Genomic DNA, 14,621 nt, shown 5'->3' with positions numbered 1-14,621 from the left:
CAAGGTGCAAAACAAAGTGTTTCAAGCAATTGAAACATCTTGAAACAAATCGGGTTTTCAAAAAATAGGCGGTGATAGGTGATAGATGCGGGTGATAGGTTAACACCAACCTATCACCGCTCTGTAAATACGATGAACAAAGAGTTTCAGAACGATGGTGATAGGTTGAAAGAGGAATTGACGAAATCAATAGGGGAGAGAGTGGTAATAACACTCGTTGGTGCATCAAACCGCTTTGCAGTAGCCATAGCACCATCCAACCCGCGGATGTTGGATTTACTCTGCTGCAAACTTTCGGAACGAATCTCTCTCTGATATAGCTTTCTAAAGCATAGCTTTAGGGTATGAAAAGCATAGCTTTAGTCAGTCAAAAGCTATGCTTTAGCCAAGTAAAAACGGTTAGAATGCATACGCAAACCCTATATTCAGATAAATGGGATACATGGCGAAGCTTATCGTCTTAAAATCTTTCTTGAAGATGTCATTCAATCCCCACGTGAGGTCGGCATACACTTTCAGATGCTTGAAAGCCAACCAGTCCGCTCCTGCCTGAACTCCCCATTGAAAATGACGAAGTTCTTCCGAAAAATCATACTTCGCACTTTTTCCACCTTCAATTGAAACTTTATCTCCGGTAGGATCTCCTTCACGCAGATATCCGTCGTATACATCTCCCGAAAAATCTCTTTCCAATGTGTAGGATACATATACACCGGCTTTTATATGCCAACGGTCGTCTATTTTGTAAGCTGCCAATACCGGTAAGGTAAGATATGAATTGTTTACATTCGTGCTGACTCTTCCGGTCCAGTTTCCTTTCAATCGTCCGCCATCGCTGGCGATGATTTCCATATTGTAATTCTTTACGGTAGCATCCGTCTTCATCTTGCGGCTTTCCAAGCGGATTCCGGTGACGATCCCCCATTTCTTCTCAGGTCCTATCCATTTTGTCATATTCCCTTCCAAATTGATGGCTAATGACGGGTTATAGGAGTTGATGGAACGTATTTCCGGTGGCAAAGGAATAGGAGAGGTTCCACCGATACTGAATCCGGCTTTTACTTCGTACTCCCAGCCGTGCAGTGCTGCATTAATCAGGGTGGTGGTTCGGTTGGTCTGCGCAGAGACGGAACACATGCCAATCATTGTAAGTATAAAAGCTATGTATAGGTTTCTTTGTATCATAAGTTCTATTTTTAGGTTATTCTTCACAAACTAATTCCAGTTCATCTACATAAAGTGTACTTCCTATTGCCCCTTTGAAACGGTCTCCATCTTTGCTGGCAGAAAGTACGATGCTTATCTTGTACTCTCCGCGTGATAAAGCTTCCATGTCTACCCCTTTTCCATACTTATCGTAATCGAACGGTATGTCGAATTCGGTCCATTGATCCGTTTCTTTTCTCTCTTTTTCCGGAAGAAGTGCCAATGCTACCATGTGTGGATCTTTGAACTCATTGATGGCCAGATATCCATCCATGGCATGAAGTGTCTCATCCGTTCGGTAGAAGATGCCATACACGGTAAAATTATCTTTTTGTCCCGGTATCTCGTTTTTCCCATCCATATACGTACTTCCTGCCTTGTATTTGTAATACCCTTTCAGACGAAGCGGCTTCTTGTGGAATATTTTTCCGATGGTGGTTGATTTCAAAGGATCGCTGACAGCAGAATTGAAATTGAACGTTCCGATGAAAAGGTTTCCTGCCGCCAAAGGAGCGTTGACAAGATCGCCTAATCCTCCGGTCGATTTAGTGACCAGTTTGACACATTTATCGCTTTCATATCCTCCACCGGCTTGTGAAGTGGGGTATTCTTCCGCAGGGCTGCCTCCGGACACCAGTACATATCCTTGGTTGGCACTGGCCCATTCCATAAATTCACTTTCTGCTTTATTCTCTTCGTAGAAGATGTGGTACTTGGTGCTTTTGGAGCTCAGGTTCTCGAAATGAAATCGGGTGGGGAGCAGTTGCAGATCATCTGAAATGCTGACAGAATAAGTACGATGCCATTGACCGTCGGCTGAAGTAACGGTGTAACGTACGGGACGAGTGAAGTCATGGACACTTCCACTTGCCGGTTCGATGGTGGCACCTTCTGTCAATACAAATTCCGGAGCCAGTTGTGTAAGGGTTGCTTTGCTGTTTACACTGATATACAGCGGGTAGGCATTGATGGATTCATCGTAAGGTTCGTAATAGTTTGTATGGTCATATTCGAATATCTCTTTGGGTAGAATACATTTTAAAATGTCTGCCTCCGTATTCGGCTCTTCGTTTTGTATGCATGCAGTACTTAACAAAGATAACAGTGCTGTGGCTAATACATGGGTAAATTTCATCTTATATAGTATGAATTAGTTAATTGTGAGGAACAAAGATACGGATTTTGAATGAACTTCAGGTGATTTTTACATAAAAAAACTCCCGTACTTCTTTTCGGAAGACGGGAGCTTGTAAATAAACTATAGCTTATATCTCTCTGGCTGATTATACGATACCTTGTGCCATCATTGCTTTGGCAACCTTCATGAATCCGGCTACGTTGGCACCTTTCACATAGTTTACGTATCCGTCGTCTTCCGTACCGTATTGAACGCAAGCTTCGTGGATATTCTTCATGATGCTTTTCAGCTTTTCGTCTACCTCTTCAGCGCTCCAGCCTAATTTGATGGAGTTTTGAGTCATTTCAAGGCCGGATACCGATACACCACCGGCGTTGGCTGCTTTACCCGGAGCGTAAAGGATCTTGGCATCCTGGAACACTTTGATAGCTTCCGGAGTGGAGGGCATGTTAGCACCTTCGGATACAGCGATACAGCCGTTTGCTACCAACTGACGAGCGTGGTCGCCATTCAATTCGTTTTGGGTGGCGGAAGGAAGGGCGATATCACATTTTTCACCCCAAGGTTTAGCTCCTTCTACATATTTGCAACCATATTTTTCTGCATATTCACGGATACGGCCACGATACAGATTCTTCAGTTCCATGATGTAATCCAGCTTTTCGCGGTCGATACCGTCCGGATCGTAGATGTAACCGTCAGAGTCGGAGCAGGTAACCACTTTACCACCCAGCTCGATTACTTTTTCGATGGTGTATTGAGCCACGTTGCCGGAGCCGGAAACCAGGCAAACTTTGCCTTTCAAATCAGTGCCTTTTCTCTTCAGCATTTCCATCAGGAAGTAGATGTTGCCGTAACCGGTAGCTTCCGGACGAATCAGTGAACCGCCGAATTCACGACCTTTCCCTGTGAATGTCCCGGTGAATTCATGGGACAGTTTCTTGTACATACCGAACATGAAACCTACTTCGCGGCCACCAACACCGATGTCACCGGCAGGAACGTCTGTCTCAGGACCGACGTGACGCCACAGTTCCAGCATGAATGCCTGTACGAAACGCATTACTTCTGCATTTGACTTTCCACGAGGAGAGAAGTCGGAACCACCTTTTCCACCACCCATCGGCAGAGTGGTCAGTGAGTTTTTGAATGTCTGTTCAAAGGCAAGGAACTTCAAGATAGAAAGGTTTACAGATGAGTGGAAACGGATACCGCCTTTGTAAGGACCGATGGCGTTGTTATGTTGAACACGGTAACCCATGTTGGTCTGAATATTTCCTTTATCGTCCATCCAAGTCACGCGGAACTGATATACTCTATCAGGAATACACAAACGTTCGATCAGGTTTACTTTATCAAACTCCGGGTGTTTGTTGTATTCTTCTTCAATCGTAGAAAGTACTTCTTCTACTGCCTGATGATACTCCGGTTCATTGGGAAATCTTCTTTTTAGCTCGTCTAATACCTTTGCTGCATTCATAATCTTTTTTTTCTTTAATTGGTTGATATAAATAATGTGCTAATTTGACAATTTGTTCATATACCGTTTGACTATGTGCTTTGGTGCTCTATAGCAGGCTTGCACATCTATATGTGTGTACATCAAATCTCTGTTTTCGGTTGCAAAAGTAAAGATAAAAATTAAACTATCAAACATTTTATAAATAAAAATGCGATAAAACATCAATTTTGATATTTTATCGCATTGGAAACAGAAAAAAAGATATTTATTTGTTCCTTTTAATCGACTTATAGACAGGGATAAACACTAATGCTGCCGAAAGGGCAAGCATGATGAGCGTCATTCCGTCAATCCGTTCGGCTTTTGTCAGAACCAGATAGCAAAGCGCCAACCAAAGCAGGCTGATGCAAACTATTTGTGATTGGGATAACGGACGTTTCATTTGCCTGCTCTTTTCTTTTTATCAACGACAGCATCGATCACGGCTACGGCTGTGATATTCACAATGTCGCGGACGGAGCTTTCGAAATCGGTGAAATGAATGGGTTTGTTCAACCCCATCTGGATAGGACCGATGAATTCCGTATCCGGATCCATTGCCTGCAATAGCTTGTAACCGGCGTTTGCCGAACTCAAATTCGGGAATATTAATGTATTTACATCTTTGCCTTTCAGACGGTTAAACGGATATTTGGCATCACGCAATTCGCGGTTCATGGCAAAGTTAACCTGCATCTCGCCGTCGATAGCCAGTTCCGGATATTCTTCCTGCATATAGGCAACAGCTTCGTGCACTTTTACAGGGCTACCTGCAGTATCAGCACCGAAGTTGGAGTATGACAACATGGAAATAACCGGTGTGTGATTGAAGAAGCGAACTGTTTTATCAGCCAGCTTGGCGATGTCGATCAATGTTTCCGTATCCGGGTGGCGGTTGATCAGTGTGTCTGCCAGGAAGTAAGTACCTTTCTTGGAGTTCAGGATATGCATGGTTCCGAAGTGTTTGAAGTCCGGCTGGATACCGATTACTTCCTTGGCCACTTTGATCGTATTGCTATATCTTGTATAAAGTCCGGTGATGAAAGCATCCGCATCTCCGGTTTCCACCATCATCATACCGAAGTAATTGCGTTCGAACATCTTATCGTTGGCTTCTTCATAGGTAAAGCCTTCGCGTGCACGTTTTTCTGCAAGGATGCGTGCGTAACGTTCGCGACGTCCCGATTCGTCCGGGTGTCGGAGATTGACGATTTCAACTCCTTCGAGGCTGAGATCGAGCTCTGCCGCCAGTTTGCCGATGGCTTCATCGTTTCCTAATAAGATAGGATGGCAGATGCCTTCGGCTTTTGCTTCAACGGCAGCTTTCAGCATATTCGGATGGATGCCTTCGGCGAACACGACACGTTGCGGTGAACGGCGGGCCGTATCATACAGTTGGCGGGTCAGTTTGGATTCGTAGCCCATCAATTCGCGCAGGTGAACACAGTAGGCATCCCAGTCTTTGATTTCTGTGCGAGCCACTCCGCTTTCCATAGCGGCTTTGGCTACTGCACAGGAAACCTCGGTGATAAGACGCGGATCTACCGGTTTGGGGATAAAGTATTCCGGACCGAAAGAAAGATTGTTTACGTGGTATGCTTCGTTGACTACATCGGGTACCGGCTGTTTGGCCAAGTTGGCGATAGCGCGTACGGCTGCAATTTTCATTTCTTCGTTGATTGCTTTTGCTTGCGTGTCCAAAGCACCGCGGAAGATATACGGGAAACCGATTACATTATTAATCTGGTTCGGATAGTCGGAACGTCCGGTAGCCATCAGCACGTCAGGACGTGCTGCCATGGCATCTTCGTAAGAGATCTCCGGTGTAGGATTGGCCAATGCGAACACAATCGGCATCGGAGCCATGCTGCGTACCATCTCCTGGCTTAACACGTTTCCTCTTGACAGGCCGAGGAATACATCCGCTCCTTTGATTGCCTCTTCCAGCGTGTGGATATCCGTGCGGTCGGTTGCAAAATATCTTTTCTGTTCGTTCAGGTCTGTGCGTGTCTTGCTGATAACTCCTTTGCTATCCAGCATGACAATGTTTTCGAGACGTGCACCCAGTGATACATACAATTTAGTACAAGATACGGCTGATGCACCGGCACCGTTCACTACGATTTTTACATCTTCGATTTTCTTTCCGGCCACCTGCAAGGCATTTACCAAACCGGCGCTGGAGATAATAGCAGTACCGTGCTGGTCGTCGTGCATGACAGGAATATCCAATTCTTCTTTCAGACGACGCTCGATTTCAAAACATTCGGGAGCCTTGATGTCTTCCAGGTTGATACCTCCGAAAGTAGGAGCAATAGCCTTTACTGCCGCAATGAATTTCTCCGGATCTTTTTCATCCACTTCGATGTCGAAAACATCGATACCTGCGTAAATCTTGAAAAGCAGGCCTTTCCCTTCCATTACAGGTTTGCCGCTCAATGCACCTATATCACCCAGTCCGAGTACAGCTGTACCGTTGGAAATAACAGCTACCAGATTGCCTTTAGCCGTGTATTTATACGCGTCTTGCGGATGCTTTTCTATTTCGAGGCAAGGTTCTGCTACACCGGGAGAATATGCGAGTGATAAGTCGGTTTGTGTACTGTAAGGTTTGGTAGGCACTACCTCAATCTTGCCGGGTTTGCCCTGTGAGTGATAGAGCAAAGCGGCTTCTTTCGTTATTTTAGCCATGGCGTTTAGGTAATTTGTTAATAAATTATCATTTGGTTGCAAATGTAGAAATAAAAGTTTGAATTTGTAGCTATTGGCTAATAATTTCTATTAAATTTATAGCAAAATGGCTAGATAAAGAGACCGGTATAACCGGAGATTACTATGCCGATACCACCTGTGCCTGCCGGTCATCGTCCTATTTTCCTTTTTCGGATGGTGTATGTGTGGTCCGCCGGAACGTGTTTTTCACCTCCCTTGCCACCTCTTTCCAGCTTGGCATGCTTTTTAGTGAGCGTCGGATCGGAAAATCGTAGAGCAATAACAATAGGAAGAGGAATATGCAGGCGTATGCCACCCAGCCGTAAATCTGCTTGATGCTTATTTCCATCATCCGACTGATAAACTCTTCCATGTAATGATTCAGATTGAACGGACTGCTGCTGAAAGCTACATGATCGATGGCCGAACCGTAGCGTGCCAGATTGTCGGGAACATAATACGCCAATCCCTGTGCATAGACTGCGGCTCCTACTACGCCACCCACTATCATGTGCAGCATATTGAATACACTTAGTCCTTGGAAAAAGTGCTGGAATGTCATGGCTTCTTCCAGACATACCAAGAAAGTGGCACTCAATACGGCATAAGCAAAGCCCCGGCATACGGTAGGCAGGTAAAGTTGTGAGATATGAATATCGGTGGATAAAGTCAGATAGAAACCGATCAGGTAACCGATCAGCCCGATAAAGCCGACAATGATCAGGCGTACATAATTATATTGCTTGACGTGCATCCACCAGTAAGAAAACAGGCAACCGCATACGATACCGACAATGGCAAGCCAGTCGAGTTGTGAACTGACCGGTTCTTCATATTTCATTACTTCCTCGTAAAAGACTTCCTCCAACACGTGCTCCGTGGCGAGGAACGCTTCCACCAAAGTGACTAATCCCACTAAAGGCCAAAAATGACGGTATGTCCACATCTTTGGTTCGAGAAACGGGTGTCGGATGGTCATCATACGCCCAATGCAGATTCCTAAAGTGAGGAAGATTACGAGGGTCAGTTGGCGGATGACGGGGCTGTTCCACCAGTCGTACCAGTCTCCGTAGTTGAAGAGGAAGGTGATTTCCGCTAATAAGGCAGCCCATAATATCCCGCCCAGCCAGTCGATACCAAACAGGGGAAATTTGCGCATGAACCGGAAATGCTTCACGCAAGTGAATTGTATCAATAGCACAATCAGCATCAGACCGGCAACGAACAGGTGCATGTAGGTCCAGTGGTAATGATACATTAAACGGGTCGTAATCAGGTCTGATAGCTGGATGCTTCCTAAAATCACCAGATGAAGCCAGGGGAAGAAAACGGTGAAATCCCGTTTAGGGGTCATCCATAGCTGAATGTTTGACATACACTCGAAAGTTCCCTGTATTTTACATATACCTTCGATGAAGCAGACCAACCATAGCAGAGGGAGGAAGGTGATATGCGGTGCTATCAGGTTGCAGAGTAATACTCCCAGTGCGGCCGATGTAAGCAGGGTTTTATTGGTAAAACGAAACTTCATGCGGAACAGCAATGGAAAGTAGATTGCCATACCGGCCAGATTGGAGTACATACACATCAAAATATCCTCCCTCATCAGAGACATGCTGCCAATCATCTGATTCAATGCACCCAAATAGACACCTCCCGAAAGTTGGAAGGTGACGGCTATGAACAGATAAATCCACGGTTGAATCTTACGCGGCACGAAACTGCGGAACATCGGCATGACAAAAGGGCCGTTCAGAACAGGAGCACTCATAAAAAATTAAAGATTAAAGCGATTGAGGATTGGAGTGTTAATATTTCACTTCGCATTCTACGTTAAAACCGGCGCGCATACGTTTTAAATCTTCGGGTTTGTTTCCTTTCAGGCTGATACGTACGGGAATGCGTTGCTCCACTTTCACGAAGTTTCCGGTGGCGTTGTCTTGCGGAATCAGTGAGAAGGCGGCTCCTGTCGCATCGGAGATGGATTCCACTACTCCTTTGAATGTAACGTTCGGCACGGCGTCTGCGGTTATTTCCACTTCTGCACCTTCCTTGATGTTCGGAAGCTGCGTTTCGCGGTAATTGGCGATTACCCACAAATCACTGCTGTCCACGATATCGACCATGGTCTGTCCCGGCTGTACCAGTTGGCCTTCCAGAATTTCTTTTTTCCCTGTCGTGCCGTTACATGGAGCAATGATCACTGTATAGGAGAGGTTCAGACGGGCTAGTTCTAGCGCAGCTTCTGCCAGGCGGACACCTGCTTCATTCTGTCCCAGTCGATGGGTCTGTTCGCTTTTTACTAAAGAAGTGGACATTTTAGCCCGTGACACCTGTTCATAGCGGGCTTTGGCGGCTTCGTAGGCTGTATGTACGTTGTCATATTGCTGTTTCGTCACTGCGTCTTCCTGCAACAGTTTCTCAAAACGGTTCAGTTCGCGTTTGGCATTTTCCATCTGTACACGTACTTCTTCAATACTTGCGTCGCTCACGCTTAAATTGTTTTGCGTAGTGGCGATACCGATGGTAGTGGCCTGGCGTCCTGCGGTGGCGTTCGCCAAATCCGCTTCTGCCTGTGCCACACGGAGACGGAATTCCGCATCTTCGATGATAAGGAGCGTGTCGCCTTTGCGTACTTGTTGATACTCGTCAAAGTAGATTTTCTTGATAAATCCCGGTACACGGGTATTGATCGGCGTGATATGTTGTTTCACCTGCGCATTATCCGTATACTCGATATTTCCCCAATGGATAAACCGGGAACAAACATAAGTGACACCACTGATAAGTAAACAGATAATTATCAGATTGTATATTATCTTTTGGGTTTTTCTAGCTATCATAATCTGTTCTATTTTAAAATGGGATGAGAATTTGATTCTGTTATAAATTGGATTCTTTTTTTTGATAAGTTATCATTTCTCTGTTAGAGAGTGTGTGTGATATATTTCATTTTATAATAATTGTATATCAAGTTGATACGCGCATTGACCAGACCGAGATCGGCACTTAGTTTCATGTTGCTGGCATCGAGCATATCGGTAAGCAGTGCAAGATCGTTTTTATAGCGGTTGCTGGTTACGTTATAGTTTTGGTTGGCAAGTTCCACGCTTTTCTCCTGTGTGCGCAGCTCTGTGAAGGAGGTGAGGAAGTTGACGTAGTTGGCCTGGACACCGTTCTCTATTTGTTCCTGTGCCAGTGAATATTCTTCTTGTGCTCTGTGGGCATTCAGTTTTGCCTGTCTCACTTTCCGGTTGTTTTTAAATAAAGAAGAAAGATTGTATTTGATGCCGACTCCCACATACCAGTAATTGAAGTTTTTGTCGAGTACCGGGACTTCGATGGTGATAGGACCGTCTAAATGTTCACCGGCCACAAGTGCAATTTTCGGAAGCCGTTCCGAACGTTCCAGTTTCACTTTCTGCTCGTTCATTTGCATAGCCAGCCGGGCCTGCTGCAAGCCGACATTGTTTTGACTGGCCATCATTTGCCAGTCGTTTTCGGCTAATGCTTTCACTTCCTTATCCAACAGGGTGGAATCAGGAACGATTTCCGTTGCGGCAGGCAGATGTAAGGTCGTCACCAGTTGGTGATTCATTATTTTGCAGGCATCTTGCACTTTAGCCAGTTGCAGTTTTAGTGTCTCTTTTTGTAGTTCATAGCGAGTGATGTCATTTTTTAAGACTGTTCCCTGTGTGCGGCGTGATTCCATGTTGCGGATCACTTGCTCCGTCAAATCCAGATTCTTTTGTAGCACTTGCAACTGATTATTCAGCTTGTATAAATCCAGATAGTAGCCGGTCAGGAGAAAACGGATTTCCTGACGGTTCTTCTGCCAGTCCAATACGGCCATCTGCTGACCGAGTTCCGCCAAGGCAATACTACTGTTGATGGCTCCGCCTGCGTAAATTACTTGTTGCGCTTCTAAGGCAAAGTTATTGCCGAGATGTGGCATAGGAATATTCTGTCCGTTTTTGAAGTCACGGTCCCATATATATCCGTCGCCCAGATAACTAAATGAGAGCGAGGCATCTATATCCGGCAAACGTTGTGACTTTGCAGCTTTCAATGCTTCATCGGCTGCTTCTTTTCCGGTTTTATACGTTTGAATACTCTGACTGTTCTCGTCTGCCAGGCGGAACATTTCATCAATACCCAATACCCTCCTGTCAAGCGTTTGGGCAAACACTCCCTGACTGCATAGCACGGCATATAGCTGCACTATGAGCCATCTTTTCTTGCTCATAAATGAAAATAAGTTTAATGAATAGTTAGAAGTTAGAATTCTCTCTAGTAAATCCTCTGTAGTGAAAAATGAAGGGTTATCAAATCTGTGCTGCTACACCCCAACTGTGAAAGTCTTCCATTTTGTTCTTGTAGCGAATGGCGATTTGATTATATCTTAGTTTCATATTGATACTTGTTTTCTGTTTTCGGGTTGCAAAATTATGAAAAAAAACAAGTAACTTGTAACCTTATACCGGCTCAAATATAATGTTTTTTAACGAATGATAGATGGAATGTCAAATAGGGGAAAGAATAGAAAGAAGTACAGGTTTTCTTGCAACCAACCACTCGGATAAGGCTTGTTCTGATGTACCACATAAGAACGATCATCCGCGAGCGAATCTTTTGGAAGTATTGCTTGAAAACCGAATACTTTTTGCATTAAAATAAGAAGAAAGTTTTCCATTTTGGAAAACTTTCTGTATCAGCATGAAAGAAAAGTTTCCTCAAATTTAATGTTAAAAGCGAACCGGGATATTGGATAATCTTCTATCTTTGTATCCGGTTTCGGAGCTGAAAGAGGTTTAGCCAATGAGGGAACGCTGTGTAAATCGGCGACAGTACCCGCTGCTGTAATTCTCTAAGAATCCGCACAATAAGCCACTGCATCGATGGCGGTGTGGGAAGGTGTTGCGAGGGAGAGATAAGTCAGAAGACCTGCCGGAGCTTTTTCTTTTAGTTATTAACATTTTAAATTTAAACTTTCGGGAGTTAAAGTTATGAACTACGCGGAAATTTGTATCATCAAACGTGATGGTAAAAGAGAAGATTTCTCTATCAGTAAAATCAAGAATGCAATCAGTAAGGCATTCAGTGCAACCGGTATTCAGGATGAGCAGCAGTTGGTGGCTGACATCACGATGAATGTAATCAGTCAGTTTACTACTCCTACTATTACTGTAGAAGAGATTCAGGATTTAGTAGAAAAGTCGTTGATGAAAGTACGTCCGGAAGTAGCGAAGAAATATATTATTTATCGCGAATGGCGGAATACGGAGCGTGATAAGAAAACCCACATGAAGCAAGTGATGGACGGTATCGTTGCTATCGACAAGAATGATATCAACTTGAGCAATGCCAACATGAGCAGTCATACGCCTGCCGGACAGATGATGACGTTCGCTTCCGAAGTAACCAAAGATTATACTTATAAATACCTGTTGCCGAAACGTTTTGCCGAAGCACACCAGTTGGGAGATATTCACATCCACGACTTGGACTATTATCCGACAAAAACGACTACCTGTATCCAATATGATATGGACGACCTCTTTGAGCGGGGTTTCCGCACAAAGAACGGTAGCATCCGCACCCCGCAAAGCATCCAAAGCTATGCTACGCTGGCTACCATTATCTTTCAGACCAACCAGAATGAGCAACACGGCGGACAAGCCATTCCTGCTTTCGATTTCTTCATGGCAAAAGGGGTGGCCAAATCTTTCCGGAAGCATCTGGCATCGTTCATCAATTTCTATGTCGCCATGGAAAACGGAAATCAGGCCGATGAGAAATCCATCCGCACATTGATTGAAGAACATCTTCCGTCTATCAAGTCAACTGAAGCTGAACGCGAAACATTGCGCATCGCTTTGGTCGCTTTACAAATCATTATAGACAAGGAGCACCTTGACCGTATTGTCGAGAAAGCTTATCAGCAGACCCGCAAAGATACTCATCAGGCCATGGAAGGATTTATCCACAACCTCAACACGATGCATTCACGTGGGGGTAATCAGGTGGTATTCAGTTCCATCAACTACGGTACGGACACTTCTGCCGAAGGTCGGATGGTTATCGAAGAATTGCTGAAAGCCACCATTGAAGGATTGGGTACAAGAGGTGAGGTACCTGTATTCCCGATTCAGATCTTCAAGGTGAAAGACGGAGTTTCTTACTCGGAGAAAGACTTTGAGAAAGCGATGAAAGCGGAAAATATCGAAGAGGCAATAACCGACCGTTACGAAGCTCCTAATTTCGATTTGCTGTTGAAGGCTTGCCAGACCACGGCGAAAGCGTTGTTCCCGAACTTCATGTTCCTCGACACACCTTTCAACCAAAACGAGAAATGGAGAGCGGACGATCCGAAACGTTACGTCTACGAATTGGCGACGATGGGATGCCGTACCCGCGTCTTTGAGAACGTGGCAGGAGAAAAATCTTCTTTAGGCCGTGGTAATCTTTCATTCACTACGCTGAACATGCCGAGACTGGCTATCGAAGCCCGCATCAAAGCCGAAAGCCTGGTAGAAGATGAACGCAACAAAGATGCCATCGAACAGAAGGCTAAAGAAATTTTTATCGAATCCGTACATAATATGGCGGTGCTCGTAGCCGACCAGCTTTATGAACGTTATCAGTATCAACGTACGGCCTTGGCACGTCAGTTCCCGTTTATGATGGGAAATAATGTGTGGAAAGGAGGCGGAGAACTGAAGGCGAACGAACAGGTGGGCGATGTATTGCGTAGCGGTACACTGGGTATCGGTTTTATCGGTGGTCATAATGCGATGGTGGCTCTCTACGGACAAGGTCACGGACACAACCGGAAAGCATGGGATACACTGTATGAAGCGGTGATGGAAATGAATAAAGTAGTGGATGAATATAAAAAGAAATATAACCTGAACTACTCTGTTTTGGCTACTCCTGCCGAAGGACTTTCGGGACGTTTCACCAAAATGGACCGCCGGAAATATGGAACAATCCCCGGTGTGACAGACCGCGACTATTATGTCAACTCTTTCCACGTAGACGTGAAAGAACCGATCAGTATCGTTGAGAAAATCAAGTGTGAAGCTCCGTTCCATGCTATTACGCGCGGAGGACACATCACGTATGTGGAGCTGGATGGCGAAGCGCAGAAGAATGTGCGTGCCATCGCCAAGATTGTGAAGGTGATGCACGATGAAGGAATCGGATACGGCTCTATCAACCATCCGGTAGATACTTGCCATGACTGTGGGTACAAAGGAGTTATCTTCGATAAATGTCCGGTGTGCCAGAGTGAAAGCATCCTCCGTATGCGCCGTATCACCGGTTATCTGACGGGTGACTTAAGTTCTTGGAACTCTGCTAAACGTGCAGAAGAGAGAGACCGTGTAAAACACTTGTAGAAATGAATTTATTAGGGACTTATCCTGAAACGATTGTCGATGGTGAGGGCATCCGCTACTCTATTTATCTTGCCGGATGTTCCCATCACTGTCCCGGTTGTCACAACCCGGAGAGCTGGAATCCGGAGGCGGGGAAAGAATTGACGGAAGAAAGAATACAGGCCATCATCCGTGAAATCAAAGCAAATCCTTTACTGGATGGCGTTACTTTTTCCGGTGGTGATCCGTTTTTCCATCCGGAAGAGTTTCTGCTTTTACTGAAACGGGTGAAAGAGGAGACGGGAATGAATGTGTGGTGCTATACAGGATATAGTTACGAAGAAATCAAGGCAAAGCCCCGCTTGAACGCTGCCCTTGATTATATAAACGTATTGGTGGACGGACGCTTCGAACAGGCTCTTTTCTCTCCGTATCTGGAGTTCAGGGGAAGCAGTAATCAACGGATCTTGAAACTGAAATAAACTGCTTATTGCTCGGCATCAAACCTCTGGCAAGGTCACCCTAGCGTTCCATCATAATCCTCATAGACTAAAAATTGAGGAGGCTATTTAACAAGTCCTATTTTAACGATTTTACCCCTGCCAGAATATGCTTTGGCAGGGGTGACTTCTATTACTGATACCTGTTAGACAGTCTCCTCAATTTTGTCCTGTCTGAGTCTATG

At 45.0% G+C, this 14,621-nt stretch carries 12 protein-coding genes and 1 riboswitch; of the genes, 3 read left to right on the top strand and 9 right to left on the bottom strand.

Translation table 11 applies throughout. The annotated features are described in order from the left end of the window. Positions 1-132 precede the first annotated feature (132 nt). Complete coding sequence (locus AB9N12_RS03015; RefSeq protein ID WP_369889565.1) at positions 133-315, top strand: hypothetical protein; 183 nt, start codon at positions 133-135, stop codon at positions 313-315. A gap of 84 nt (positions 316-399) precedes the next feature. Here the strand turns inward: AB9N12_RS03015 and AB9N12_RS03010 are convergent, their stop codons facing one another. The 9 genes from AB9N12_RS03010 to AB9N12_RS02970 form a co-directional block, all read right to left on the bottom strand. Further along, entirely contained in the window at positions 400-1,185 is a 786-nt protein-coding gene (locus tag AB9N12_RS03010) for a porin family protein (RefSeq protein ID WP_369889563.1), read from the bottom strand. A 16-nt stretch (positions 1,186-1,201) separates the two neighbouring features. Beyond that, the gene (locus AB9N12_RS03005; RefSeq protein WP_369889561.1) at positions 1,202-2,341 is read right to left on the bottom strand and encodes a PCMD domain-containing protein; all 1,140 of its coding nucleotides are present in this window, start codon (positions 2,339-2,341) and stop codon (positions 1,202-1,204) included. A gap of 148 nt (positions 2,342-2,489) precedes the next feature. Then, entirely contained in the window at positions 2,490-3,824 is a 1,335-nt protein-coding gene (locus tag AB9N12_RS03000) for an NADP-specific glutamate dehydrogenase (protein ID WP_369889560.1), read from the bottom strand. 247 nt (positions 3,825-4,071) lie between these two features. Next, on the bottom strand, positions 4,072-4,248 hold the full coding sequence (locus AB9N12_RS02995; RefSeq protein WP_369889558.1) for a hypothetical protein: 177 nt from the start codon (positions 4,246-4,248) through the stop codon (positions 4,072-4,074). After that, complete coding sequence (locus tag AB9N12_RS02990; RefSeq protein WP_369889556.1) at positions 4,245-6,536, bottom strand: NADP-dependent malic enzyme; 2,292 nt, start codon at positions 6,534-6,536, stop codon at positions 4,245-4,247. Before AB9N12_RS02990 ends, AB9N12_RS02995 begins: the two co-directional genes overlap by 4 nt. A 178-nt stretch (positions 6,537-6,714) precedes the next feature. Further along, positions 6,715-8,328, bottom strand: coding sequence for a hypothetical protein (locus AB9N12_RS02985; RefSeq protein ID WP_369889555.1), 1,614 nt, complete (start codon positions 8,326-8,328; stop codon positions 6,715-6,717). A 37-nt stretch (positions 8,329-8,365) separates the two neighbouring features. After that, the gene (locus tag AB9N12_RS02980; protein ID WP_369889554.1) at positions 8,366-9,400 is read right to left on the bottom strand and encodes an HlyD family secretion protein; all 1,035 of its coding nucleotides are present in this window, start codon (positions 9,398-9,400) and stop codon (positions 8,366-8,368) included. An 83-nt stretch (positions 9,401-9,483) separates the two neighbouring features. Then, a complete protein-coding gene (locus tag AB9N12_RS02975) occupies positions 9,484-10,803 on the bottom strand; it encodes a TolC family protein (protein WP_369889552.1) in 1,320 nt (439 codons plus the stop codon). Positions 10,804-11,058: 255 nt separating this feature from the next. Beyond that, positions 11,059-11,250, bottom strand: a complete 192-nt coding sequence (locus tag AB9N12_RS02970) for a hypothetical protein (protein WP_369889551.1) — start codon at positions 11,248-11,250, stop codon at positions 11,059-11,061. An 85-nt stretch (positions 11,251-11,335) separates the two neighbouring features. Then, positions 11,336-11,524, top strand: a riboswitch (cobalamin riboswitch). Between the two features lie 39 nt (positions 11,525-11,563). On the opposite strand from AB9N12_RS02970, the gene AB9N12_RS02965 reads away from it, so the two are divergent. Both AB9N12_RS02965 and nrdG read left to right on the top strand, forming a co-directional pair. Further along, complete coding sequence (locus tag AB9N12_RS02965) at positions 11,564-13,957, top strand: anaerobic ribonucleoside triphosphate reductase (RefSeq protein WP_369889549.1); 2,394 nt, start codon at positions 11,564-11,566, stop codon at positions 13,955-13,957. Between the two features lie 2 nt (positions 13,958-13,959). Beyond that, on the top strand, positions 13,960-14,418 hold the full coding sequence (nrdG, locus tag AB9N12_RS02960) for an anaerobic ribonucleoside-triphosphate reductase activating protein (RefSeq protein WP_369889548.1): 459 nt from the start codon (positions 13,960-13,962) through the stop codon (positions 14,416-14,418). Positions 14,419-14,621: the final 203 nt, after the last annotated feature.

The organism is Bacteroides sp. AN502(2024) (genome assembly GCF_041227145.1).
Lineage (GTDB): Bacteria > Bacteroidota > Bacteroidia > Bacteroidales > Bacteroidaceae > Bacteroides.
The sequence above is the reverse complement of the archived record's forward strand: the minus strand, read 5'-3'. Positions and strand labels throughout refer to the sequence as shown.